Origin of the sequence: uncultured Stenotrophomonas sp., assembly GCF_913778665.1 — a bacterium.
Classification (GTDB): Bacteria; Pseudomonadota; Gammaproteobacteria; order Xanthomonadales; family Xanthomonadaceae; genus Stenotrophomonas.
This window is the reverse complement of sequence record NZ_CAJYVQ010000009.1, coordinates 64,024-88,281: the sequence shown is the minus strand read 5'-3', so window position 1 is coordinate 88,281 and position 24,258 is coordinate 64,024. Positions and strand designations below refer to the sequence as shown.

22 protein-coding genes and 1 tRNA gene are annotated in these 24,258 nt (G+C 62.2%); 12 read left to right on the top strand and 11 right to left on the bottom strand.

From position 1 onward, the window contains the following. Positions 1-197: 197 nt before the first annotated feature. Positions 198-1,187: a tyrosine-type recombinase/integrase gene (locus QZ853_RS12580; protein ID WP_295573689.1), complete on the top strand. Its 990-nt coding sequence runs from the start codon at positions 198-200 to the stop codon at positions 1,185-1,187. Positions 1,188-1,289: 102 nt separating this feature from the next. Here QZ853_RS12580 and QZ853_RS12575 read toward each other — a convergent pair. Continuing rightward, positions 1,290-1,366: transfer RNA gene (locus tag QZ853_RS12575), tRNA-Arg, on the bottom strand. A gap of 108 nt (positions 1,367-1,474) precedes the next feature. On the opposite strand from QZ853_RS12575, the gene QZ853_RS12570 reads away from it, so the two are divergent. The 6 genes from QZ853_RS12570 to QZ853_RS12545 all read left to right on the top strand — a co-directional run bounded on the left by QZ853_RS12570 (position 1,475) and on the right by QZ853_RS12545 (position 7,307). Next, entirely contained in the window at positions 1,475-2,065 is a 591-nt protein-coding gene (locus QZ853_RS12570) for a phosphatase PAP2 family protein (protein ID WP_295573686.1), read from the top strand. A 108-nt stretch (positions 2,066-2,173) separates the two neighbouring features. Beyond that, positions 2,174-2,488 carry a hypothetical protein gene (locus tag QZ853_RS12565; RefSeq protein ID WP_295573682.1) on the top strand — a complete coding sequence of 105 codons (315 nt, stop codon included), beginning with the start codon at positions 2,174-2,176 and terminating at the stop codon, positions 2,486-2,488. A gap of 92 nt (positions 2,489-2,580) precedes the next feature. Further along, positions 2,581-3,687: a polysaccharide biosynthesis/export family protein gene (locus QZ853_RS12560; protein WP_295573679.1), complete on the top strand. Its 1,107-nt coding sequence runs from the start codon at positions 2,581-2,583 to the stop codon at positions 3,685-3,687. A gap of 13 nt (positions 3,688-3,700) precedes the next feature. Next, the gene (locus QZ853_RS12555; RefSeq protein ID WP_295573676.1) at positions 3,701-4,387 is read left to right on the top strand and encodes a YjbF family lipoprotein; all 687 of its coding nucleotides are present in this window, start codon (positions 3,701-3,703) and stop codon (positions 4,385-4,387) included. Next, entirely contained in the window at positions 4,384-5,160 is a 777-nt protein-coding gene (locus QZ853_RS12550; protein ID WP_295573674.1) for a capsule biosynthesis GfcC family protein, read from the top strand. Before QZ853_RS12555 ends, QZ853_RS12550 begins: the two co-directional genes overlap by 4 nt. Further along, on the top strand, positions 5,157-7,307 hold the full coding sequence (locus tag QZ853_RS12545) for a YjbH domain-containing protein (RefSeq protein WP_295573671.1): 2,151 nt from the start codon (positions 5,157-5,159) through the stop codon (positions 7,305-7,307). The genes QZ853_RS12550 and QZ853_RS12545 overlap by 4 nt, the downstream gene beginning before the upstream one ends. Before the next feature lie 43 nt (positions 7,308-7,350). Here the strand turns inward: QZ853_RS12545 and QZ853_RS12540 are convergent, their stop codons facing one another. From QZ853_RS12540 to QZ853_RS12495, 10 genes are all read right to left on the bottom strand, one after another. Beyond that, entirely contained in the window at positions 7,351-7,890 is a 540-nt protein-coding gene (locus QZ853_RS12540) for a hypothetical protein (protein ID WP_295573669.1), read from the bottom strand. Next, positions 7,887-8,399, bottom strand: a complete 513-nt coding sequence (locus QZ853_RS20580; RefSeq protein ID WP_345777903.1) for a DapH/DapD/GlmU-related protein — start codon at positions 8,397-8,399, stop codon at positions 7,887-7,889. Before QZ853_RS20580 ends, QZ853_RS12540 begins: the two co-directional genes overlap by 4 nt. After that, positions 8,396-9,652 carry a glycosyltransferase gene (locus tag QZ853_RS12530; RefSeq protein WP_295573667.1) on the bottom strand — a complete coding sequence of 419 codons (1,257 nt, stop codon included), beginning with the start codon at positions 9,650-9,652 and terminating at the stop codon, positions 8,396-8,398. The genes QZ853_RS20580 and QZ853_RS12530 overlap by 4 nt, the downstream gene beginning before the upstream one ends. Next, on the bottom strand, positions 9,645-10,940 hold the full coding sequence (locus QZ853_RS12525; protein ID WP_295573666.1) for a hypothetical protein: 1,296 nt from the start codon (positions 10,938-10,940) through the stop codon (positions 9,645-9,647). Before QZ853_RS12525 ends, QZ853_RS12530 begins: the two co-directional genes overlap by 8 nt. Next, entirely contained in the window at positions 10,937-12,139 is a 1,203-nt protein-coding gene (locus tag QZ853_RS12520; protein WP_295573664.1) for a glycosyltransferase, read from the bottom strand. Before QZ853_RS12520 ends, QZ853_RS12525 begins: the two co-directional genes overlap by 4 nt. A gap of 26 nt (positions 12,140-12,165) precedes the next feature. Further along, positions 12,166-13,551 (bottom strand): hypothetical protein, encoded by a 1,386-nt coding sequence (locus QZ853_RS12515; protein ID WP_295573661.1) that lies wholly within the window; start codon positions 13,549-13,551, stop codon positions 12,166-12,168. Between the two features lie 38 nt (positions 13,552-13,589). Further along, a complete protein-coding gene (locus tag QZ853_RS12510; protein ID WP_295573658.1) occupies positions 13,590-14,756 on the bottom strand; it encodes a nucleotide sugar dehydrogenase in 1,167 nt (388 codons plus the stop codon). A 141-nt stretch (positions 14,757-14,897) separates the two neighbouring features. Further along, a complete protein-coding gene (locus QZ853_RS12505; protein ID WP_295573656.1) occupies positions 14,898-17,108 on the bottom strand; it encodes a polysaccharide biosynthesis tyrosine autokinase in 2,211 nt (736 codons plus the stop codon). 53 nt (positions 17,109-17,161) lie between these two features. After that, on the bottom strand, positions 17,162-17,596 hold the full coding sequence (locus QZ853_RS12500; RefSeq protein ID WP_295573654.1) for a low molecular weight protein-tyrosine-phosphatase: 435 nt from the start codon (positions 17,594-17,596) through the stop codon (positions 17,162-17,164). Positions 17,597-17,748: 152 nt separating this feature from the next. Beyond that, a complete protein-coding gene (locus QZ853_RS12495; protein ID WP_295573651.1) occupies positions 17,749-19,281 on the bottom strand; it encodes an undecaprenyl-phosphate glucose phosphotransferase in 1,533 nt (510 codons plus the stop codon). 370 nt (positions 19,282-19,651) lie between these two features. On the opposite strand from QZ853_RS12495, the gene QZ853_RS12490 reads away from it, so the two are divergent. From QZ853_RS12490 to QZ853_RS12470, 5 genes are all read left to right on the top strand, one after another. After that, positions 19,652-21,184 (top strand): aldehyde dehydrogenase family protein, encoded by a 1,533-nt coding sequence (locus QZ853_RS12490; protein ID WP_295573649.1) that lies wholly within the window; start codon positions 19,652-19,654, stop codon positions 21,182-21,184. After that, positions 21,184-21,987 (top strand): SDR family oxidoreductase, encoded by an 804-nt coding sequence (locus QZ853_RS12485; RefSeq protein ID WP_295573647.1) that lies wholly within the window; start codon positions 21,184-21,186, stop codon positions 21,985-21,987. Before QZ853_RS12490 ends, QZ853_RS12485 begins: the two co-directional genes overlap by 1 nt. Positions 21,988-22,125: 138 nt before the next feature. After that, positions 22,126-22,410, top strand: a complete 285-nt coding sequence (locus tag QZ853_RS12480; protein ID WP_295573645.1) for a DUF4190 domain-containing protein — start codon at positions 22,126-22,128, stop codon at positions 22,408-22,410. Positions 22,411-22,417: 7 nt separating this feature from the next. After that, positions 22,418-23,188: a class I SAM-dependent methyltransferase gene (locus tag QZ853_RS12475; RefSeq protein ID WP_295573642.1), complete on the top strand. Its 771-nt coding sequence runs from the start codon at positions 22,418-22,420 to the stop codon at positions 23,186-23,188. 8 nt (positions 23,189-23,196) lie between these two features. Then, positions 23,197-24,252, top strand: coding sequence for a quinone-dependent dihydroorotate dehydrogenase (locus QZ853_RS12470; RefSeq protein ID WP_295573640.1), 1,056 nt, complete (start codon positions 23,197-23,199; stop codon positions 24,250-24,252). The last annotated feature ends 6 nt before the right edge of the window (positions 24,253-24,258 follow it).

Sequence of the window (24,258 nt, the reverse complement as noted above, 5' to 3'; positions counted from 1 at the left end):
CCGATGGGAGCAGCTAAAAAGCTGGACATCGTCGGAAAGGACTGGCTGACCGTAGACGAGGCCGTGCACTACTGCGGCGTGTCACGAAGCCAGTTCGATTCGAACATCGCCGACTACGGCATCGAACCGCGAAATTTCATGGGCAAGAAGCTCTACGAGAAGGCGGCCCTCTACTCTGCAATCTACGGCTCCAAGCAATGGTCAAGGTCACAATCTTCTGGCGCGATGGCGCCGCGTACCTCAACTGGCGGGAAGGCGGCAAGCGAAGCCGTGTCGCCATTGGTCGCGTCAGCCCACGCGAGGCTGAGGGCGTACGAGCAGCGAAAGAAGCGGAACTGACCCATGGGGTACGCATCCTCCCCCGGCTGCCCACTGTCAGGGATTTCCTGGAGGCGTACCTGGACTGGTACAAGGCCGAGCACCCCACCACGCACGGAAAGGCAAAGAGCGAGGTTCGACTGTTCGTTGCCCGCTTCGGGCACCGCCCTATCGACACCCTGCGCCCGATGGAAATGGAGTCCTACAAGACGGATCGCCTGGCCAAGGACAAGGTGGCACCGGAGACCGTAGGGAAGGAAGTGCGCAGGCTGCAGGCTGCTTTCCGGCGTGGCGTGAAGTGGAAAGAACTGGACTTCAACCCGCTGGAAGAGACCCAGGCGCCGCGCGGCGTCCGCAGCGTGGCGGTGCGGTTCTATGACCGGGCCGCGATGCGCAAGCTGTACCGGGCAAATCCTGGCCGTGCACCTCTGTGGCTGTTCATGGCGCACACGGGGCTGCGCCGCGGTGAACTGGTTGGATTGGGGAAGGATTCGGTAGCCGGGCGCAGGCTGAGAGTCGAGAGCGACCCGGACGAAGACGGCCAGGGCCGTACGAAGTCCGGCAAGTGGCGCGAGGTGCCGCTCAACCGGTATGCGCGCTGGGCAATTCGCCACCTACCCGACCCACTGGTGACCGTGCACAAGGACACGGTGTCCGACTGGTTCGCATCGGATGCCAAGCGTGCGGGGATCGGTGGCAGCCTCCACCGCCTACGGCACACCTTCTGCGCCCACATGGTCATGGCCGGGGTGCCGTTGCGGCGGGTGCAGATCCTGGCCGGCCATGCCGATTACGCCACGACCGAGAAGTACTACGCCCATCTGACGCCGGAAGGCGACGATGGTGCTGTGGCGAAGCTCAGGTATTGATCCGCGCGGCTGAGAGCGCTGGGACCACTGGGACCAAATCCTGTGGATATGCAGGAAACAGTGGGAAATTCCGCCCATTGAGCCTGCCTAAGCTATTGATTCTGGTGACCCCGGCCCGATTCGAACGGGCGACCTTCCCCTTAGGAGGGGGACGCTCTATCCAGCTGAGCTACGGGGCCATTGGCAGCGGCAAAGGATACCGCGTCCAGCTGAATGGACCAAGCGCGCATCGTTCTGCTACTCCGTCGGAGTGGCTATGCTGGCCCGCCGAACGCCGTGAGAACTGGATGTCGGACGTCTGGCGAACCCTCTCCACCCTCGGCGACAGCCGTTGGCTGCTGCCGATGGCGCTGGTGCTGCTGCTCTCCCTGCCCCGCACCGACGCGCGCCTGAAGTGGAGATGGATGCTTGCGATCGCGGCCGTTGCCGCCGTGACGCTTTCCTCCAAGCTGGCCTTCATGGGGTGGGGCATCGGCATCAAGAGCCTGCAGTTCACCGGCTTCTCCGGGCATGCAGCCATGTCCAGCGTCGTCTATCCGGTCGTCGGCGCGCTGCTTGCCGGTCCTGGCAGGCGTGCACGGGCCATCGGCGTGCTCGGCGGCGTGCTGCTGGCCGTCGCGATCGCCTGGTCACGAATCCCGTTGCATGCGCACAGCCTGTCGGAAGTCATCGCCGGGCTGGCGCTGGGACTGGGCGGGAGCACAGCGGTGTTGAACGCCGCACCGCCCTCCCGCCACGCCAGCACCTTGGCCGTTGCCGCGGCCCTGATTGCCGGCATGATCCTGCCCGTCGCCCTGCCCGACCTTCGCACCCACGACGCGGTAATCGCGCTGGCCAAATTCATCACGGGAAGAGCAGAGATCCACCCTCACCGCTGAAGAGTGCGAACGCAATTACACATTTCCTTCACTTTCCTTGACAGGGGAAATGAATAGCGGCCAACATAACAACGGAAAATTTACCTCACGGAGTAGGAGACCCCGTAGATGAAGAAGATGATTGCCGCACTGGCCCTGCTGGGCCTGTCCTCGCCGGTGTTTGCCCAGGAAGCTCAGGTTGCCGCTGCGGAAACCAGCGCTGAAGTCGCTGGTGCAGAAGCTGCTGGCGCCGCCGCCACTGGCACCCTGACCACTGTCGCTTCCGTTGGCCTGGGCGTTGCTGCCGCTGGCGTGCTGTACAGCGTTGCTGCGGACAGCAGCAAGGACGATGCGGGCAACAACAATGGTGGCGGCACCACGCCTCCGGGTCCGGGCGGCACCACCGGCACCACCGGCACTACCGGTACCACCGGCACCAACTGATCCGCCGAGCGGATCAGGGTCATCACGCCCCCGCCGGGCGCAGGTCTGGCGGGGGCTTTTGTTTTGCCCAGCAGGGCAAGGAAGAATCATCGATGGACTGCAAGCGTCTTTGCGCCGCTTTGGCGCTGGCCCTTTCCCTGTCCGGGTGCATGTTTGCACCCGGACAGCACATGCGTTCGAGCGCGTTCGCACGCGACGACCAGCCGGTTGGCAATGACCAGATCGAGCTGATTCCGATCACGCCGAAGCTCATCGCCATGGATCGGGCGGCGCGTGATGTGCCCGGCTTGCCGACCGCGCTGACCCGCTACCAACCTGCCCCCTACGAGATCGGCGCCGGCGATGTCTTGTACATAACGGTCTGGGATCACCCAGAGCTGACCGTTCCTGCAGGCCCCCAGCAACAGCTCAATGCGGCGGGCCGTCCCGTCCAGTCCGACGGATCGCTGTTCTATCCCTATGTCGGCAAGATATCGGCCGCAGGCAGGACACCAAGCCAGCTGCGCGAGGAACTCACAAGCAAGCTTGCGCGCTACATTGAGGCGCCCCAAGTTGATGTCTCCATCCTGACCTATGCCAGCCAACGCGTGTGGGTCACTGGCGCGTCGCGCCAAGCAGCCACGGTGCCGCTGACCGTCACGCCGCTGACGCTGGGCGACGCAATCAGCCAGTCCGGATTGGACGCCACCCAGGCCGACTTGTCCGGGGTCCGGCTGACCCGCGACGGCGTCACCTACACGATCGACCTGGATCGCCTTGGTCGTCAGGGAGGGGGTGCCACGAACATTTTCCTGAAGTCCAGCGACCACCTGTACGTGCCTTACCTGGACCGCAAGGAAATTTTCGTGGTGGGCGAAGTCAACCAGCCCGGCGCGATGAGCTTCAAAACCAGCGACATTTCGCTCAGCCAGGCACTTGGCCGGGCACGCGGGCTGCAGCAAAGCACCTCCAACGGGAACGCCGTCTACGTGATCCGCGGTTCGCAGGATCTGCAGAGCACGCCCTCCACGGTGTACCACCTCGAAGCCAAGTCGCCCGCCGCGTTTGCCGTTGCCAGCCAGTTTGAACTGCTTCCCGGTGACGTTGTTTTCGTCGGTGCGGCCGGGGTCACTCGCTGGAGCCGCTTTGTAAACCAGCTGCTTCCCTTCACTTCGATCATCAGTAACGCGGCAAGCGCGCGCAACGATCTCGACAATTGATGGCAGGCACAAGATGAGCAGGATCGCTCTCGCCGCGCCACCGTCGGCGCTACGCGGCGTTGTCGCGTTTTTGTTGATTGCATTCGGACTGTCGGGCTGCGGCGTGGTCGGCCGTACCAGCATCAAGACGGCTCAACTGGCCCTGCAAGGCCGCCCCGACATTGCACCCAGCGCAGGAGAGGTTGCCGAGAAGCGCTATGCGCAGATCAAGGTGCTCGGCCCTGATGGCGGTGCCGTGCTGGTACTGGGCAATATTGATGCCGGCCGCCAAGCTTGGTACAGCAGTGAGCGCAGCATCGTCTTCCTGCAGGATGGCCTGCTCGTCGGCACCTTTGGTGGCAGCCCTCAGCTGCAGAACATGTGGATCGAGGGCGATAACCCATTCAGGGCGCTGCACAGGCTTGATCGCCCAGTAACTGTACATCGCTACTACGACCTGATGCCGGGCTACCGCTACGGCGTGGAAGTGCGCGGCACGCTGGAACCCATGGGCAGTGAATCCATCGAGATTCTCGGCAAGCGCCGCAGTGTGCTGCACGTGCGCGAAACACAGCGCGGCAAGCGGTGGAAGGCCGAGAACCATTTCTGGGTAGACCCGGATACCGGCTTCATCTGGAAGAGTCGTCAGGCCATCGCGCCAGGCACCAGCCTGGAAATCACCCAGCTCAAGCCCTATACCCCGGATCTGCTACACCGATGAGCCCGCGTCTGCTTGCCCTGCTGCTGGGCACGATAACTGCAGCTACCGCCACGGCTGCTCCACAGGTATCGGTCGAGGTGATCGGTCATGTCAGCCGCCCCGGCCAGCAAATTCTGCCGGCAGGCGCACGCCTCAGTGACGCCATTCTGGCCGCCAGTCCGCAGACCTCCGCCTACCCACTGGCAGCCGCATGGCTGCGTGCTTCCGAGCAGATCGCGCAGACCCGCCTGAAGGCCGGTGTTCTGTTCGACCTGGGCCAACTGATAGAAAGCACTTCCGCCGACGCCGATGATGCAAGTGTCGCCAGAACGCTTGCGGACGACATCAAGCGCATGCCGGTGACCGGTCGTGTGCCCGCACTGTTGACCGCACGCGCAGTAGAAGTGGCAGACGAAAGCAACCGCCCGCTAGGCGACGGAGATCGCCTGGTCTATCCCGGACGCCCCACCACGGTAACCGTCATGGGAGTCGTTGCCCAGCCCTGCACGTTGCACCATGTTGCCCAGCAGGCGCCGCTCGACTACCTGCGTCACTGTCCCGCGCTACGCGCCGCGAGCAAGGACGACCTGTACGTGATCGAGCCAGACGGCAGAGTCGAAAAGATCGGCATTGCGTTGTGGAATCGCTCAGCCCCGTCCACGCTTGCCCCCGGAGCAGTGCTGTACGTGCCATTGCGTCCCAGCGCCCTGGCCAGGGTGAATCCTCGCCTCAATGAGGAGATTGCACGCTTCCTTGCAACCCAGGTAATGGATGTACCGGGAGTGTCGCTTTGAACACCTCCACCTACAGGCCGCTGGCGCGCGTCGGCGTAGCCCTGCTCAGCCTGAGCATCAGCACTGTTCTGCACGCACAGACAGCGCCCACGCCAACCGCAAGTGACTGGGGCGGCATCGGCTTGCTGCAGACGCCGACCGCACGCATGGCGGAAGAAGGCGAACTGGCGTTCACCGCAAGCCATACATCGCCCTACAGTCGTTACAACCTCGTGCTGCAACCGCTCCCATGGATGGAGGGCGCGTTCCGCTATGTATCGGTGGCAAATCGACGCTATGGCCCGCAATGGCTCAGCGGCAGCCAGAACTACAAGGACAAGTCGATCGACGTGAAGATCCGCTTGCTGCAGGAAAGCCGCTGGGTCCCGGAAGTCTCCGCAGGCTTCCGTGATCTGGGCGGCACCGGCCTCTTCTCCAGCGAGTACCTGGTGGCAAGCAAGCGGATGGGCGCATTTGACGCGAGCCTGGGCGTAGCGACCGGTTACATCGGCAATCGGGGCGACTTCCAGAATCCGCTTGCTGCGCTGAATGATCGGTTTGAGACCCGCCCACGCTCCACGGGCGCAGGAAAATTCAACAGCAACGGCATGCTGCGTGGTCCGGTTGGCGTGTTCGGCGGTGTCGCCTATCAGACGCCGTGGGAACCCCTTCAGCTGAAGCTCGAGTACGACGGCAACGACTACAAGCACGAGCCGCAGAACAATCACCAGGTTCAACGCAGCCCATTCAATTTCGGGGCATCCTACGCCGTCAATCAGAATGTGCTCCTGCATGCGGGCTGGGAGCGAGGTGACGTGGCCACTTTTGGCATCACCCTGCGAACCAACCTCGCGCAAGCCAGGTCCATGCCCAAGGTTCTGGACCCGGCGCCTTTCCCGCTCAAGCGTCATGGATTGAATGGTGAGGTACGAGCCGATGAGAGCACCAACGCGGATTACCAATCCCTGGATTGGAGCGCCGTGGCCAGCCAGCTTGATCAGAACGCCGGGCTGCGTGTAAACCGCATCAGCCAACGGGGCTCCGAAATCATCGTTTCTGGCGAGCAACGACGCTTCTATTACCCAGCGCAGGGCCTGGGACGAACTGCTCGCATTCTCGATGGTATCGCGCCAGCCAGCGTCGACTGGTTCACAATACAGAACACCCGATTGGGCGTGCCGGTTGTCGAGACCAGCATGGAGCGCAAGGCGTTCGTGGACTATGTGAACAACAAGAGCGAGCTGGGTACGCTTGCCGGGCATGTGGAGATGGCACCGCCGGCCAGCCAGCGCCGGCAGACCCTATACGAGGCGTCACGGCACCGCTTCGATGGGGCATTCAACGTTGGCTATCAGCAATCCCTGGGTGGTCCAGACGGGTTTGTGCTGTTCCAGGTCGCCGGCACTTACGGCGCGAGCTTCTACTTCACCCGTAATCTGTGGCTCAGTGGCAACATCAGCTATAACGCCTACAACAACTACGACAAGTTCCGCTACGACGCCCCGAGCCGCCTGCCGAGGGTTCGCACGAATATTCGTCGTTACATGACGACTGAAGACCTGACGTTGCCCAGCCTGCAGCTGACCAGCACCCACCATCTTGGCCGGGACCTTTACGGCATGGCTTACGCCGGCATGCTGGAATCAATGTATGCAGGCGCTGGCGGCGAAGTTCTTTATCGTCCGCTGGACGAGCGCTGGGCACTGGGGGTCGAAGCAAACTGGGTGAAGCAACGCGATTTCGACCAGCGGTTCAGTTTCCGGGACTACAGCGTTGCTACCGGCCATGCAACCTTCTACTACATGTGGGGTGACCAGCGGCGTGTGGTCAGCGCACTCAGCGCCGGCCGTTACCTCGCCAAGGATTGGGGCGCAACACTTGCCGTCTCGCGCGCCTTTGCCAACGGCGTAACGATGGGCGCATACGCGACGAAGACCGACGTATCGTCTGCCGACTACGGTGAAGGAAGCTTCGACAAGGGAATCTACGTGTCGATCCCGTTCGATTTCCTGCTCCCGCGATCGACCCGCGCACGTGCGAATTTCCTGTGGAACCCGCTCTATCGAGATGGAGGTGCAAGAGTTGGACACAGCTACGGCCTTTATCAGATGACGTCTGAACGAGACCCTGAATTCTTCTTCGACAACATCAATAGAATTGGCGATTAAGGGGACAACTCCCGGCTCGCTCGGATCTTGTCGGACCTTGGCACTACTTTCCTGAAAGCTCTCGGGCAGGTACACCCGCCACCGTACAGCGGGGCGGAACGCTCCGCAGCACAACTGCATTGGCGCCAACGACCGCGTCATCTCCCACCTGCAACGGGCCCAGCACGCAGGCGCCGGCAAAGATGGTCACTCCATTTCCAATGCACGGATACCGCGCGCCTCGCTGGCCGAGCGTGACGGATTGGTACAGCTGAAGATCGCGTCCGGCCACAACACCATCTCCCACGACCACGGCAGCAGCGTGGGGAAGAAGCAATCCGGGCCCGATCCTGGAACGGGGAGAGAGATAGCAAGCGGAAACGCGTACGTTGTACAGCCAGATGAACTTCGACAGCACGCGGCCCACCTTGCCAAAACGCCTCGCGAAGACCGACAACCGGTAGCGCACCACCGTTGCAAACCCAGGATCCAGGAAATAGCGAGCCAGGCCACTCAACAATGATGGTTGTGCCCCTGCCCTGGCAGCGCGGAGATCCGCATTCAACAGGCTCAGGAGCGTTTCCGTAGCAGGAACCTCGGTCATGCAGCCAACTCCTTCTTGAAAACGGCCGGGTTGCCCGCAACAAGCACATTCGCTGGCACGTCGCGTGTAACCACCGCTCCCGCAGCAATGATCGCACCGGCGCCAATCGAAACGCCGGGAAGAATGATCGCGTTCGCCCCAATCCAGACCCCGTCGCCGACATGCACATCCCTGGCGGTAACCCTGCCCGCGCGCGACTCGGTGCTGTCGACAACGTGAGACGCCGTGATCAATGCAACCCCGTGGCCCACGGTTACACGATGGCCAAGGCGGATCGTCCCCGTTGCATCAAAGTAGCAGCCACGGTTGATGAAACAGCCTTGGCCAATGACGATGCGCCCACCTTCAAAGCGCCCGCCACCCCGGATTCGAACACCGCCGGCAGTCGATATCCCGAGAATGCCCAGCAGACGGGGACGAAGGCGACAAGAGATCGGATCGTCCGGAAGCACCGCGCAGGCCATGTTTACCACATGCACCACGCACTTGTGGAGGGAGCGCAAGATCATGGTCCCAGCCTCTCGTAGGCTTTGGAGTACTTGGCGAACACCACCTCACGTGCGTGCTGCTCAGAGACGTAGGCCGATGCGCTGGAGGAAATGTTGTGCAGCATTGTCGGATCCGCCATGACTGCCCTTACGATCTCCAGGAAGCGCTCGGGCGTGTCAAAGACGAGTGCCACATGACGCCCCTCGACGGCCAACCCCTCCAAGCCCAATGAGGTTGTCACGGTTGGGACCCCGATCGCAAAGGCATCAACAATCTTGGTCTTGACTCCGGTTCCGGAAAGAATGGGCGCCAGGTGCAGATCCGTGTCCCGGAGCGCCTCATTCAGATCATCGACGAAACCGTGGAAGGTAATCCCTGGACGCGAAAGTTCCTCGGCTACCCTCGCGTCGATGCTTCCAATCACATCGAGCGAGTACTCAAACCTCGCGTCAACCAGGACAGGGAGAAGCGTGCCAACCACGTATCGCAGGGCTTGCAAGTTCTGGGGTGCCTTCAGGTTTCCCAGGAACGCCAGGCGAAGCGGCATGCCACCATGATGTGAACGCGGCCTCCGGACGCCAACGACATCAGCAGACATCGGCGGCACAGAATACAGGTTCGCCGCGCCCGATCTCAGCCTGTGCCGCTCGGCCTCCAGCTCCGATACAAAGATGACGCTCGCGGCGGACGCGGTCACATCCAGCTCCATCCTTGCCAACCGTCTGGACTCGACAGCCAGAAGACGGGCTGCAAACACATTGGCCAACCATCCCGCTACAGAGGGCAATCGCTCCCTGAAGGTTCCAAGCACGTCCGTCGCACCTGAGGAAAGTTGCCTCTGGTAGCGGACGGAAAGCAGATCATCGATATCAAGCACAAGGGGCGTCGAGTCCCAATGCTGGACGTAGCTCCACAATCGGAGCATATCCACAACCACTACATCGGGACCGAAGTCCGCGATCTGCGATGTAATCCAGCGTGACTTGCGCTTGCCGAAGAAGGCCAGGCATTGAAGCGGCGCAGCAAGGCCCAGCTGAAGGGCGCCACGCAACACATCCACCACCGGCGGGTAAGGGGTGAAATGGAACGCCACCGAGGGAAACTCCCGGCGGTAGCGCTCAACATCAACGGTTTCGCCACGCCCCTTGAAGCAGATGACCATCACTTCATCGAACCGATCAACCAGGTATTCGAGATGCTGGCGCAGCATGCGCTCACGACCGCCGACTACAGGAAGGAACGGCCTGGTCATCAGAAAGACGACCTTAGCCATGACGCCGCCCCCTTATTCCACGTGAAATGGCCAGTACTGCGGCAAGCGGAATCCACAAGAGCACGAAGGCGAATGAGCCAAACTGAAGGCAAGCGGCGCCCATGAGCACCAGCTGGAGAACCACCAGCCTTTCGGCCGGAGAACCGGAGCGCTTGATCTGGCTGACATCACGACGCACGCGGCTGAGCATGAAGAGGAGATACGCCAACCCCACCAACCCGCCCATGACGTAGATGCCAACAAACAGATTACGTGGATCGGCCGAGGTCGATGAGATGTCGCCCATGATCTCGAAATTTCGATACGCAACATGATTCAGCGGCAACCATGACATCGCTTCGTTGAAGCCGTAGGGATACAACGCTGCGCCCATTCCGAACGGATATGAAAGCGAGACAAGGAGCGCGTACACGGGATACATGACGCGCACAAACACCGATCCATCGAGGGACTCGAGCAACGAGGCCTCAACGGTCGAGGCCTCGTCGAGCTTGATGATGCGTGTCAAGTAGTAGGGAAGGTCCCCTGAAGATGCGAGATTGGCCACCATCAGCTTCACTGCATACACGACCAACAGGGTTCCCGCCCCGATGAGGAGTACCTGAAACAGGGTTCTGGTGAAGCTGCGGCCCATCAGAAGGCGGTACCCGATCAATCCGATGACCAATGTCGCAAAGCCGTAGAGCGAGAACGTGGCGGCGAAGAGCAGCAACCACATCCCGCGATAGATCCACGACAGGCGACCAAGCAGCGGGAAAGCGAACACCAGATAGAGGCTGGCCCAGGATGCCTCGGAGGTAAACAGCTGCACCCGTGATCCTGCATTCCCGCTCAGTGCGAGTGCCAGTGCGTCGCGAAACACGCCACCAACGCCAAGGTAAAGGGCGACAATCTCGAAGATTCCATAGAGCAGCACGATCTTCAGCACAGAACGCAGAATGTTCAGGTACTGATCGATAGAGACGAACCGGAAGTAGTAGCGGAAACCAAGAAACGCGGCCAGCCCCGCAAGAACCGGCAGAATTCCCCTGAGAACGCGCTCCACGCCGATGTCCTTCACCCCCAGGAATATGAAACTGACCAGGACCACATAGAGCACAAAACAGATCGTCGCGACGTCGGCGCGCTCAATCCTCCCATGTGAACCGAAGAAGAAGACGATGCCCAGCAGTGCTGCCGGGATGAGCGACGGCGGACTGTAACTGACAGGGACGAACGACATCTTGAAAACGGGCAACAGCGCTATCGCCAGGAAACCGAGCCAGCTGACAAACCTGATCCTGATCATTGAAGGCCCTCGATGGCCGCGACGAACCTGCGCGAAGTCCCCGCGTACCCGTACTGCTCCCGCAGAGACTCGACGGCAGCAAGTCGAGGCAATTCGGTGACCGCTGCCATGGCCTCGGTTGACGCCAACGCCACGGCAGCCTCATCGCATTGATCAAGTGCATCAAGATCAGCCGAGAAGAAGTTGGCCGCGTTCTGGAGCACTTCCTTCGCCCCACTCCAACGCGTGCTGATCACTCTCCCGCCGACAGCCATCGCCTCAACGGGCACATTGGCGAACCCTTCCCACAAGGAAGTTACGAGCACGAGATCGGCCTGGCGGAAGTACGGAAGGGGGTTATCCACCGCTCCAAGAAACATCACCCGATCCGATACGCCCTTCATCTCAGCGCACGCTTGCAGAGACTCCCTCAGGCTACCGTCACCAATGAACACCAGTGCGCCCTTGTAACCCAGCTTCACCATCCGGGCGAAGACAGCAATGGCGATGTGCTGCCCCTTCTGTTCATTCAATCGACCGCATGACACGACATAGGGGCGGGATATCGCTGTCACTGGCGAAGCAGCGGCCTGCAGATCAAGCCGCGAAAAATCATATCCATTAGGAATGAAAAGCGTCTTCTCCGGCGACACCTTGAATAGAACCGGCGCGCGTTCGGCAGCAACTGGAGAATTGCAGTGATAGAGATCACTTCCGCGGTACATCCAGCCACACAATCTCCGCACCAGGCGCTTTCGCCAACCGGCAGCAAGATCCCGTGAAGGATCCTGTCGCTCGGAGACGATGAGCTTGAAATCAAGCCCGAGCTTCTTCGCCATCAACGCAACGATACTCGGACCGTACGACATCGAAATAACTGCATCGAAGCGCTCACTCCGCATCAGCTTGCGGAATCGAAGCACCGCCAACAGGATGCCCATGGCGCGGCGAAGGTCATAGTCCCATCGAGCATTGGCCTGGAACTCCCGCACCAGCGGAAGACCGAGGGAGTAGTCTGCCTCTCCGCCCTCTCCCGCAGGCTCATAGGACAGGATGCTCACATTGGAGACACCGTCAGCCAGCATTTCCTTGAGGCGAAGCGTGGATGCCCGGATCCCCCCGGCATGGACATCCGTAGTGAAGATCAGGACGTTGAGGGACGAAACCCGGTTCTCCACGCAATCCTTCTGTTCGGCTACACGACCAGGATCGCTGCGCATCTCATCTCCACCTCTTTCCTGCGGGCTCACGACTGGACCAACCATTGCCTGGGCCCACCTACACCAAGTGCGCGATAGCCGCAAAGAATGACGAGCACGATCATGACCATTCCCAGCATCTGGACAACACGCCCGCCAAACAGAGCAAGGCAGTAGGAGGCCGTAAGGGCAATGACGGTGACCAGGAGAATCCTTGACAACTTGGCCCACGGAAGTTGCATTGACAGAGTGGACGCCACGAGCCAGGCAGCCAGAACGACACCCGCGGCCAACGCGAGTACCAAAGCGATCAGGATGCTGACCAGGCTGAGGCATTGGGTTGCATACAGACCAACGCATCCGAGAGCGAAGAGGATCAAGGCCAATGCACTGGTGACTACCGAGTAGACCGTCTTCGCCCCGATGGCGAACAATGCATCGAGTCCATAGCTCTTCAAGCAAACAAGCACGACTGAGATGACCGCAAGAAGCGACACCTTCGAGTAGGAATCAAGGAATGCGGTTGGCACGAAGTACGTCACCATGACGCGATTCGCATAGAGCAGCACGACCATGGCGGCAGAGAATAGTGCCACCACATTGACCAAGTGGCCGGCCATGTGACCCCGGCCTTCCACCGGGTCAAGATTGACGCGGCCGATTACCGGTTGGAGCAACACCAGGTTGATCGCCGTTCCGAGTGCCATCAGGATCTTCTGTGCTATATCCACTGCCAGCAAGGCGCCTGCCGACTCAGCTCCACCTGCGTAATGCACCATCGCATATCTCGCGGCCAGTGGCAGCGCAAACGAGATCATGCCTGCGGCGGCAGCGAACAATCCAAACTTCACCAGGAAGATGACGCTCGCTCGCGCAGGCCAACGAAGTGACCGCGGGCGTGATCCGGCAAACACCGAGGCAACCAGGAAGGAAACAATCAGGCCCGCAAGTGCGAACCTGCCATCAGAGAAGCACGACGCTGCGGCAAGCGTGAGGATGAATGACAGAATGCTTCGCGCCATCCAGGTAATGGAGAAGCGAACATTGCGAAAGTCGGCCCTCAGGCTGGCCTGCTGACCGTCGAATGCCCCTTGAGCACATGCGTAGAAGAGGATGAAGCCCGCAGTGAAGACTGCCCCTCCGGCATCGCCAGTTGCCAGGAGCAGCACCGCCAGCACTACCGCCACTCCCAGAATGCCCACGTAAAGTGCACCAAGGGTTTCAGGCAATTTCCGTGGATCGCGAGAGTCACTTGCGGAATAGCGGACCACGCCAATCCGTAGCCATTCAAAAAGAACGGCAGCCGCCAGCTGGCCGGACGCCCACATCATCGCGAATCGCGTGTACTCCTCCGGCACCAGCAGCCTCGGTATCACGAACTGGATACCAAGACTCGCCAGGTTGGCGAGGACCAGCGAGACCAGCATCAACATCGATGTTCCGGCTCGCGCCCTTCCGGCAATTGCCTGCATCAGTCAACCCCGAACTGATCGCGACTATATGTCTTGCCTGCCACATCGTCCAGATCGGGGTGACGTCGATTGGCAATGATCACGTCAGCAATGCGCTTGAACTCATTCACATCCCGGCACACTCTCGACCGGAAGAACTCATCGGCGACCAGGGTGGGCTCATAGACAATCACCTCCACGCCTTGCGCCTTGATTCGCTTCATGACGCCCTGGATGCTGGACGAACGGAAGTTGTCCGACCCGGCCTTCATCGCCAAACGGTAGATGCCCACCACCCTGGGGTTGGAGCGAAGTACTTCGGCAGCAATGAAGTCCTTGCGGGTCGAGTTTGATGCCACGATGGCCTGGATGAGGTTCTGTGGAACGTCGCGATAGTTCGCCAGCAACTGCCGCGTGTCCTTTGGCAGGCAGTAGCCTCCATAGCCGCAGGAAGGATTGTTGTAGTGCTCTCCAATCCGGGGATCCAGACACACGCCATCAATGATCTGACGCGCATTCAATCCATGGCAGGCCGCATAGGTATCCAGCTCATTGAAGTAGGACACACGCATCGCCAGATATGTGTTCGCAAACAGCTTGATGGCCTCTGCCTCGGCTGCTCCGCAGAAGACAACGGGAACGTTGTCGGTCGCAGCCCCCTGCCGGAGAAGTGATGCGAACTCCGTCGCCTGCGCCGAACACTCACCCACGATGATGCGGCTGGGGTAGAGATTGTCGTGCAGGGCACGGCCCTCGCGCAGAAACTCCGGCGAGAAGATGATCCTTGCATCCGCATGCTTGGCACGGACACGATCGGTAAACCCAACCGGCACAGTGGATTTTATGATTAGTGTCGCAGACGGATTGATCTCCAACACATCACGGATGACTTGCTCGACCGAGCTCGTATCGAAGAAGTCCGTATCTGGATCGTAGTCCGTAGGCGTTGCGATAATGACGAAGCTGGCGCCGACGTAAGCCGATTCTTTGTCAACGGTCGCCCGCAGATCCAGGGTGCCACGATCCAGGAAGTCCTGGATATCAACGTCTTCAACGGGCGAACGGCACTTGTTGATCGCCTCAACCTTTGCCACGTCCACATCCAGTGCGACAACAGAATTGTGCTGGGCAAGAAGCACAGCATTGGCCAGGCCGACGTAGCCAACCCCTGCAACAGCGATCTTCATATGCAACGTTCCCTACTGCACCCCGGCACCGCTCAAGCTCGGCGCGCAGGCAGCATTCATTACCTTGTATGAACAACAACACCGCGTCAGGGACGAGTGCGGAGTCGAACATCACGGCTCCGCGCCCATCCTCAGCCGAGGTCAGTTTGAAGACTTGTACTCGTAGTAGCCGTAGCTGTAATAGCCCGTCGCCCTGCGTTCGACCGCATTGAAGATTGCACCCTTGATGCGCACGTTGTTCTGTTCGAACCGATGCTTGGCCAATGCCAGCTCCTTGGCTTGATTCAGGCCGAAACGCGCTACCATCAGGCAGGTGCCGGCATGATGGGCAATGACAGCAGCGTCAGTCACGGCGAGGATTGGAGGCGTGTCCACAATGACCAGGTCATATTCGCCCGCAACGTGTTCCAACATCGAGGTGAAGTTCGAGTGCATCAGCAGCTCGGATGGATTCGGCGGCACATCACCACGCGGAATGAAACTCAGATTGTCCACGCCCGGCAGAGTCCGAACCACGTCGGCCAGCCCGACCTTGCCTACCAGCAGATCTGATAGACCCGGCGTCTGCGCGGCACCCAGCGCCTTGTGCAAAGTGCCCTTACGCATGTCCGCGTCGATGATCAGCACCCGCTGACCGGCCTGCGCAATTACTGCGGCCAGATTGGAGGAGACGAACGTCTTGCCTGCGTTCGGGCTGGCGCCCGAGATCAGAACAATGTTGTTTTTTGCTTCCAGCCGGGCGAAGTGCAGGCTGGTTCGCAGGCTACGCACGGATTCGATCGCAAGATCCGCAGGATCCTTGATGGCCAGCAGGTGCAGCTTGCCATCTGCGCGGAACTTGCCGCGCACCGAGTCGCTCTGCTGCTGCGCACTGACCGGGATCGATGCGTAGACGGGCAACCCCAGTTCCTCGATCTGCGCCGGATCCTCGACGCCACGGTTGAGCATCTGCCTTATGAGTACGAAGGCAATCGAGAGGAAGCCACCGAGCAGCGTGCCGATAAGAACAACCAACGCCTTTCTGGGCTTCACCGGAGTTGATGCATCCACCTCGGCCGCATCGACGATGCGCACATTGCCCACCGTGCCAGCGCGCGCGACATCCAGCTGCTGTGCTTGATTCAGCATGCCGGTATACATTTCATTGCTGACCTGAAGGTCGCGCGTCAGCCGCAGCAGCTCCTGCTGCGCTTCAGGCAACTGCTTCACCTGCCCTTGGAATCCACTCTTCCGTCCCTCCAGCTCTCCGATCTGTCGCATCAGCGCCTGGTACGCCGGATGATCACGCGTGAACTTGCGATCCATCTCTGCCTGCTGCAGGCGCAGCTGCTGGATGCTGGTCTCCACAGCAACCTCCTGATCCAGCAGGCCCTTGGTCTGCAGGCTCAGATCCACGGAGTTGGCACGTGTCTGATAAGTACTCAGCGCCTTCTGCGCGGCATCAACCTGATTGCGCACACTGGGCAGCTGCTCCTTCACAAACGTCAGCTGCGCAGACGCCTCGGCCGAGTTACGCTCCACGTTCTGCCGCACATAGGCCTGGGCAACCTGCTGCAGGAAACGCTGCGCAAGATCAGGGTCCGCATTCTCATAGGCCAGCGTCAGGATGCCAGACTCCTTGCCAGATTCGCTTACAGCGACCTTCTTCTGCAGCTCTCCTACCACTGTCAGGTGCCGCTGGCGGGTCACCTCAAAGCGCATGCCGGGATGCGCCCGCATCATCGCCACCTGCATCACAATGCCATTTCCGGCCGCGGGCTTGCCGACCTGGCCTTTCAGCAGGAGGTTCCCGGACTCATCCAGAAGCTCGTAGGTCCCGCGCTCCCCTGCTACCACGGTCAAGGGCTCTGCAACCAGGTTGCGCGGCACATCCAGCTGGAACACGTCCAGCTTGTCGCCACCCCAACCGAACCGCGCCATGCCAAATCGCACATCCGCCAATGCATCAAGGTCCGAACGCTCTGCTTTTCGCGCGAAGTAGCCACCGAGAAGCGGGAACCGATTCGGCTTAACCTCGACGTCAAGCTTCAGCGCATCGACGGCGCTGCCCACTACCGAACGGGAAGTGATGAGCGCGATTTCGGTTGTCGCCTCTGCCGTGCCCCCTCCGATGCCAAGGGACTGACTGATATCAGAAAGCCCCGGCAGGCTCGGCACCTTGGACTCAACCTGCACGATCGCATCGGCACGATAGATGGGGGTCGCCAATGAGGCGTAGGCAACCGCAATGACGAAGAACGTCCCCGTGATTCCGGCAATCCACCATCTGTGGTCAATCAAGGTGCCGAGCAACTGCCGCAGGTCGATTTCATCGGCATCGTCCTGCGCCGGACTACGAGTATCGGTGGTCATCACTTAGAACTCTTCAATTGGACGTGGGGGCGGTCAGGAATGAGAGATCGGCACTACAGGTGCCGCGCCCAGCTGGCCACACCCTCAGCCATCAGCTTGTAGACATGCTCGAACGCCGGACGCTGTTGGCGATAGGGATCAGGAATCTCCCGATCCTGCTGCCACTTGCCCAGCAGGAAGGTCTTGCCGGACGCCTGCGGCGCGATCTCGGCGATGCGGCGCACGTGCTTGCGCTCCATGGTCAACACCAGATCGGCGGCACCGAGGATGGCGTCATCGATCTGGCGGGCGCGATGTCCCCGCCCATCCATGCCCTGCTCCACCAGCAGCTCCTGCGCGGTGGCATCGATGCCATGCCCCGCCAGTGCACCCAGGCCGGCCGAAGACACGTGGATGCCCTTGCCGGCAACAGCCTGCCTCAGCATTACTTCAGCGGAGGGGCTGCGACAGATGTTGCCTACACATACAAAAAGAACGTTCTTGAACACTGACCTGGATCCTGTGGCATTCCTTGCGGCACGCACGGCTGCAGTAACAAGCGCCGGCGGCAGCCGCACAGAATACATTACAACCGCATTACAGGCGATGAAATCGCCAGCAGATTCATGGGATTACGTCGCAGTTCCGGACATCGGCCACGTCAGTAGGCCGACTTCTGGCCCAGCACCTTGAGCAAGGTCAACACGATGATGCGCACGTCCAACGTAGGACTCCACCGCCGGATGTAGTCGATGTCGTACTGCACGCGCTTCTTCATCGAGCGCAGCTGCGGCGTCTCGCCGCGCAATCCGTGCACCTGCGCCCAGCCGGTGATGCCCGGCTTGACGTAGTGGCGATGCATGTAGCGCTCGATGACGCGCTCATAGTGATTATTGTGCTGGATCGCGTGCGGTCGCGGCCCCACCACCGACATGTTGCCACCCAGCACGTTGAAGAACTGCGGCAGCTCATCCAGGCTGCTGCGGCGCAGGAAGGCGCCAAATCGCGTCACGCGCGGATCGCCACGCGTCGCCTGGGTGACCTGCCCCGCACCTTCGGCATGCACGCGCATGGAGCGGAACTTGAGCATCCAGAACTCCTTGCCTCCCAGCCCGTGGCGCTTCTGGCGGAACAGCACAGGGCCAGGCGAACTCAGCTTCACGCCGATGGCAAGCACGACAAACAACGGAGCCAACACGATCACGGCCACGCCAGCCACGACAATGTCCTCGGCGCGCTTGAACAGTCGGAATCTGTGATCGGCAAGACCTTGGCGGACGCCAATCATCGGCACGTCGCCCACCTGATGCACGCCGGGATTCAGTGCACCCAGGCCGGTGGTATCGGGAATCAAGCGCACAGGGACCGGGAAACGTTCGATCTGCTTGAGCACATCCTTGATCGGCGCGGCATCTCCCATCGGCATTGAGAACCAGACCTGGTCGAATTCTCCGCGATGCAGATCCAGATAATGCGGCACGTCGACCAAGGCCCCCAGCCGACGAGGGGCATCACCACCACGGCGAGTGGCAATGTCACCGGCACAGGTGAAATAGCCCACCACTTCCTTGCCCAGCTCCGGCTTCCCGCGCAGCAGACGATGCAGCCTCAGTGCGGGCGCGCGCAGGCCGACCAGCAGGATGCGTTCGCGGTCCATCCCACGCGAGCGCAGGCGATGCAGCTGCACCCTCAGCATTACGCGCAGCGTCGCCATCGCACCCAGCCCCGTCGCGTACCAGCCCACCAGCCAACTGGAAGGAACTGCATCGGTGACGCCGACAAGCACGACGTAGATCGAGAACAAAGCAAACGTGGACGACCAGGCCAGCAGCAACAGCCACAGATCCGCCAGAAGGCCCCGGACCCGCCAGTTGCGATAGACCGGCGCTACAGAGAAGCAGACGATGGCACTGAGGACCACCGCACCGAACACGATCCGCTGGGACGAATCGGGGGCGCCTGTGCCGAACAGCAGGATGTGGGAAAGCACCGCCATGCCCGGCAGCAACAACAGATCGCCCAGGCGCAGCCCCAGTTCAAGGGCAGCCCGGGCCTCGACGCGGCGACGGCCGGCCCGGGCCCGCTCTGCGGGAAGGTCTTCTACTGATCCATGTAGCAAAGCGCTTCTCCATGTTCTCCCAACCCGACAACAGCAAGTGCGCCGTCGCGTGCAGAGCTCGACAGCCCGCGCCAAAATGTCGAGATGCTGTCAACGAATTGTGCAGATATTGTGAACGATGTTCCCTGTAAAAGAAAGGAAAGGGGGTGGCGATGACCGCCAATTTCTCGCCACCGTCTTCGCAAGTCTTTACAACCATTACGATTTTTCGACGGCATCCTGTCTCGATGTTCGGCGCTTCACGTCACCTTTCGTCACACGTCGTCACAGACTCTCCATGAAGCGCCAATCGCCTTGAAGCTCGGCCCTCCCCCTCCCCCTCCCCCTCACCTCGCACCGCATCAAAGTCCGGCAACCACGCTCTGCTACCATCGACGGTTCAGTTCATCGCGCCCCCACCTGCCCGCGATGGCGCCAAACAACGTAACGAAACACAGGAGTCTGCATGTCTTCCGAGCTGCTCAAGTCCCTTGGCCTGGACGCGATCAACGCTGGCACGTACCTGGGCAACGGGGAGTGGTCGAGCGCGACCAGCGGTGAGCTGATCACCCCGGTCAACCCGACTACTGGCGAGCCGATCGCGCAGGTCCGCGCCACCACCGAGGCCGAATACGAGACCGTCGTCGCTCGCGCCCAGGAAGCCTTCAAGATCTGGCGCACCACGCCGGCCCCGCGCCGTGGCGAAGCCGTGCGCCTTTGCGGCGAAGCACTGCGCAAACACAAGGACGCCCTCGGTTCGCTGGTCGCGCTGGAAATGGGCAAGAGCAAGCCGGAAGGCGACGGCGAAGTGCAGGAGATGATCGACATCGCCGATTTCGCGGTCGGCCAGAGCCGCATGCTGTACGGCTACACCATGCACTCCGAGCGCCCCGGCCACCGCATGTACGAGCAGTACCACCCGCTGGGCCTGGTCGGCATCATCTCCGCCTTCAACTTCCCGGTGGCGGTGTGGAGCTGGAATTCGTTCCTGGCCGCCATCTGTGGCGACGTCTGCATCTGGAAGCCGTCCAACAAGACTCCGCTGACCGCCATCGCCTCGCTGAAGATCTGCAACGATGCCCTGCGCGAAGCCGGCTTCCCGGACATCTTCTTCCTGATCAACGACGCCGGCACCGCGCTGTCGGAAAAGATGGTCGACGACCGTCGCGTACCGCTCATCAGCTTCACCGGATCGACCCAGGTCGGCCGCACCGTCAACGAGAAGGTCGCGCGCCGCCTCGGCCGCTGCCTGCTGGAACTGGGCGGCAACAACGCCATCATCCTGGACGAAACCGCCGACCTGAAGCTGGCCGTGCCGGGCATCGTGTTCGGCGCTGTCGGCACCGCTGGCCAGCGCTGCACCACCACCCGCCGCCTGATCGTGCACCGCTCGATCTACGCCGACGTGCTGGCCACGCTGGTCAAGGCGTACAAGCAGGTTGAAGGCAAGATCGGCGACCCGACCGATGCCGCCAACCTGATGGGCCCGCTGAACAGCGAAGGCGCCGTGCAGCAGTTCCTGGATGCCATTGCCCAGGCCAAGGCCGCCGGCGGCACCATCGAAACCGGCGGCACCCGCATCGACCGCGCCGGCAACTTCGTGCTGCCCGCGATCGTCTCCGGCCTGAAGAACAGCGATGCGGTGGTCCAGCACGAGACCTTCGCACCGATCCTGTACGTGATGCCGTACGACAGCCTCGACGAAGCCATCGACATGCAGAACGGCGTGCCGCAGGGCCTGTCGTCGTCGATCTTCACCCAGAACCTGAAGACTGCCGAGAAGTTCCTGTCGGCGGCCGGCAGCGACTGCGGCATCGCCAACATCAACATCGGCACGTCCGGTGCCGAGATCGGCGGCGCCTTCGGTGGCGAGAAGGACACCGGCGGTGGCCGCGAGTCCGGTTCGGATGCGTGGAAGGTCTACATGCGCCGCCAGACCAACACCATCAACTATTCCGATTCGCTGCCGCTGGCCCAGGGCATCAAGTTCGACCTGTAATGGCGAACGTTTCGGCCATGGCGGTGGGCCGGATCCCCAACGGGGCTCCGACCCTCGACTTCAGCGGCCGCCGCGTGCTGGTTGCCGGCGGCAGCAAGGGCATCGGCCGTGAAATGGCGCTGGCGTTTGCCGGTGCCGGTGCGCAGGTTTCGGCCTGCGCCCGCGGCCAAGCCGGACTGGATGCGCTGCGTGCCGACGCACAGGCGCTGGGCACCCCACTGCATGCGTTTGCCACCGATCTGGCCGACACCGGCCAGATCCAGGCCTGGCTGCACGCCGCAGCCGGCACGCTCGGCGGCATCGACGTGCTGATCAACAACGCCACCGGCTACGGCATGGCGGATGACGAAGACGGCTGGGCTGCCAGCCTGCAGATTGACCTGATGGCGGCCGTGCGGGCCTCGCGACTGGCCTTGCCGTGGCTGCGCGCCTCCAGCGATGCCTGCATCCTCAACCTGTCTTCGATCGCTGCGCAGCAGCCGCGTCCAGGCGGCGCACCCTACGCCGCCGCCAAGGCCGCGCTCTCGCACTACACCACCTCGCAGGCCTTGGCCCTGGCCAAGGACCGGATCCGGGTCAACGCCATCGCACCGGGCTCGATCGAGTTCGATGACGGCCTGTGGGACCGCCGCCGCATCGAGGATCCTGCGCTGTACCACGGCACCCTGGCGAAAATCCCGTTCGGCCGCTTCGGCCACCCGCGAGAGATCGCTGACGCCGCCCTGTTCCTGTGCTCGCCGCTGGCACGCTGGATCACCGGCCACGTGCTCAATGTGGATGGCGGCCAGGTGTTGATGGGCTGACGACGGCGCTCCGGCAGCTGCCAACCTGGGTTGGCGCCCCGTTCGCCGGACAAGGTCGACGCCTGCCATCGTACCCTCCGGGCATGGGATTGCCCGGGCAGAGGCACTATCATGTGCACACTGCCAAGGAGGACCCCGATGAGCGTGGCACCCCGACAGACAAGCACCCTGGCCGTCGTCAGCCTGGTCATGGGTATCGCCAGCTGGACCGTCCTGCCCTTCGTGGCCAGCATCGTCGCCATCGTGACCGGTCACATGGCCCGCGCCGAGATCCGCCGCCGCCCGCTTGAACTTGAAGGTGACGGCCTCGCTATTACCGGGCTGGTGCTGGGGTGGGTGATGGTCGGCGCCGTGATCGCCGCCATCCTGGCCTTCATCCTGTTCTTCGGCGGCCTGGCCTGGTTCGCCGCGATGTCGAGCTGAGCCCACCATGACCACCGCCGACAGCACTGAACGCTTCAGCAGCCGCGTCGCCGACTACGTCCGCTACCGGCCCGATTACCCGCCGGCCCTGCTCGAGTGGCTGCACGGTCCGATGGGTGTCAGCCATCAGGCGCAGGTGGCCGACATCGGCGCCGGCACCGGCATTTCCAGTCGCCTGTTCCTGGCCAGCGGCCACCCGGTGATCGCGGTGGAACCGAACACCGCCATGCGCTCTGCGTCCGAGCAGTGGCTGGCGCCGCTGTACCCGCAGTTCAGTGCGGTCGATGGACGCGCCGAGGCCACCGGGCTGGACGCTGCCAGCATCGATCTGGTCAGCGTCGCACAGGCCTTCCACTGGTTCGAAACCGTGGCGGTGCGCGCCGAGTGGCAGCGCATCCTGCGCCCGGGTGGCCAGGCACTGATCTATTGGAACTCGCGCCTGCTCGATGCCAGCCCGTTCCTGGTCGGCTACGAGCAGCTGCTGCTGGACTACGGCACCGACTACACCGCTGTGGCCGAACGCTACCAGGACGACGCCACCATGCAGGCCTGGTTCGGCGCAGGGCTGCGCGGCATGGTCGAGCTGCCGAACGTGCAGCACCTGGATTTCGATGCCCTGCGCGGGCGCCTGCTGTCCTCCTCCTATGCCCCGCAACCCGGTCACCCGCGCCATGTGCCGATGATCGACGCGCTGCAGGACCTGTTCGCCACCCACGCGGTCGACGGCCAGGTTGCTTTTGAATATCGAACCCGAGCCTTCCTCGGCACGCTGGACTGAACCGACGCATGTATTCGCTTGCCCGCCCCTTCCTGTTCTCGCTCGACGCCGAGCGCGCCCACGGCCTCGGCCTGTCCGCACTGGACCTGGCCTGGCGCACCGGCACCACGCCGCTGCTGGCCGCCCGCATCGCGCCGATGCCGAGCACCGTGTTCGGGCTGACCTTCCCCAACCCGGTCGGCCTGGCCGCCGGCTTGGACAAGAACGGCGAGCACATCGATGCATTGTTCGCGCTGGGCTTCGGCTTCGTCGAGATCGGCACCATCACCCCGCGACCGCAGGCCGGCAACCCGCAGCCGCGCCTGTTCCGGCTGCCGGAACACAACGCGATCATCAACCGCATGGGCTTCAACAATGCAGGCGTGGACGCGCTGGTGCGCAACGTCGAGCGCGCGCGCAACCGCCGCGGCCTGCTCGGCATCAATATCGGCAAGAACAAGGACACCGCCAACGAACAGGCGGCCGATGACTACATCGCCTGCATGGACAAGGTGTATCCGCTGGCCGACTACATCACGGTCAACATCTCCTCGCCCAACACCGCCGGCCTGCGCGAACTGCAGGAGGAGACCGCACTGCGCCAGCTGGTCAGCCAGCTGCGCGACCGCCAGGAAACCCTGGCCGCGCAGCACGGTCGCCGCGTGCCGATGCTGGTCAAGGTGGCACCGGACCTCAGCGAGCGCGACATCGATGCCGCCGCGCGCGTGCTGGGCGAACTGCAGGTGGATGGCGTGATCGCCACCAACACCACCATCGACCACAGCAAGGTGGCCGGCCATCCGCTGGCCAATGAAGCCGGCGGCTTGTCCGGCGCCCCGGTGCTGGAACAGTCCACCCTGGTGCTGCGCCGCCTGCGCGCGCGCTTGCCCGAGTCGGTGCCGCTGGTCGGCGTCGGCGGCATCCTGTCCGGTGCCGACGCGGTGGCCAAGATGGCCGCCGGAGCCGCGCTGGTGCAGTGCTACAGCGGGCTGATCTTCCGTGGCCCGGCGCTGGTTTCCGAATGCGTGGAGGCGATCCGTCGCCGCCGCGAAGCGCCGAGCCGTGGCGCGGTGGCACCGCTGTGAGCGCGC

What these genes read in the sequence shown, in the direction of transcription:
- QZ853_RS12510 (WP_295573658.1), bottom strand. Translation starts at nt 14,756, where the DNA reads ATGAAGATCGCTGTTGCAGGGGTTGGCTACGTCGGCCTGGCCAATGCT.
- QZ853_RS12470 (WP_295573640.1), top strand. Translation starts at nt 23,197, where the DNA reads ATGTATTCGCTTGCCCGCCCCTTCCTGTTCTCGCTCGACGCCGAGCGC.
- QZ853_RS12515 (WP_295573661.1), bottom strand. Translation starts at nt 13,551, where the DNA reads ATGTTGATGCTGGTCTCGCTGGTCCTCGCCAACCTGGCGAGTCTTGGT.
- QZ853_RS12550 (WP_295573674.1), top strand. Translation starts at nt 4,384, where the DNA reads ATGAGCCCGCGTCTGCTTGCCCTGCTGCTGGGCACGATAACTGCAGCT.
- QZ853_RS12540 (WP_295573669.1), bottom strand. Translation starts at nt 7,890, where the DNA reads ATGACCGAGGTTCCTGCTACGGAAACGCTCCTGAGCCTGTTGAATGCG.
- QZ853_RS12560 (WP_295573679.1), top strand. Translation starts at nt 2,581, where the DNA reads ATGGACTGCAAGCGTCTTTGCGCCGCTTTGGCGCTGGCCCTTTCCCTG.
- QZ853_RS12485 (WP_295573647.1), top strand. Translation starts at nt 21,184, where the DNA reads ATGGCGAACGTTTCGGCCATGGCGGTGGGCCGGATCCCCAACGGGGCT.
- QZ853_RS12520 (WP_295573664.1), bottom strand. Translation starts at nt 12,139, where the DNA reads ATGCGCAGCGATCCTGGTCGTGTAGCCGAACAGAAGGATTGCGTGGAG.
- QZ853_RS20580 (WP_345777903.1), bottom strand. Translation starts at nt 8,399, where the DNA reads ATGATCTTGCGCTCCCTCCACAAGTGCGTGGTGCATGTGGTAAACATG.
- QZ853_RS12555 (WP_295573676.1), top strand. Translation starts at nt 3,701, where the DNA reads ATGAGCAGGATCGCTCTCGCCGCGCCACCGTCGGCGCTACGCGGCGTT.
- QZ853_RS12490 (WP_295573649.1), top strand. Translation starts at nt 19,652, where the DNA reads ATGTCTTCCGAGCTGCTCAAGTCCCTTGGCCTGGACGCGATCAACGCT.
- QZ853_RS12525 (WP_295573666.1), bottom strand. Translation starts at nt 10,940, where the DNA reads ATGATCAGGATCAGGTTTGTCAGCTGGCTCGGTTTCCTGGCGATAGCG.
- QZ853_RS12530 (WP_295573667.1), bottom strand. Translation starts at nt 9,652, where the DNA reads ATGGCTAAGGTCGTCTTTCTGATGACCAGGCCGTTCCTTCCTGTAGTC.
- QZ853_RS12475 (WP_295573642.1), top strand. Translation starts at nt 22,418, where the DNA reads ATGACCACCGCCGACAGCACTGAACGCTTCAGCAGCCGCGTCGCCGAC.
- QZ853_RS12480 (WP_295573645.1), top strand. Translation starts at nt 22,126, where the DNA reads ATGAGCGTGGCACCCCGACAGACAAGCACCCTGGCCGTCGTCAGCCTG.
- QZ853_RS12570 (WP_295573686.1), top strand. Translation starts at nt 1,475, where the DNA reads ATGTCGGACGTCTGGCGAACCCTCTCCACCCTCGGCGACAGCCGTTGG.
- QZ853_RS12580 (WP_295573689.1), top strand. Translation starts at nt 198, where the DNA reads ATGGTCAAGGTCACAATCTTCTGGCGCGATGGCGCCGCGTACCTCAAC.
- QZ853_RS12565 (WP_295573682.1), top strand. Translation starts at nt 2,174, where the DNA reads ATGAAGAAGATGATTGCCGCACTGGCCCTGCTGGGCCTGTCCTCGCCG.
- QZ853_RS12505 (WP_295573656.1), bottom strand. Translation starts at nt 17,108, where the DNA reads ATGACCACCGATACTCGTAGTCCGGCGCAGGACGATGCCGATGAAATC.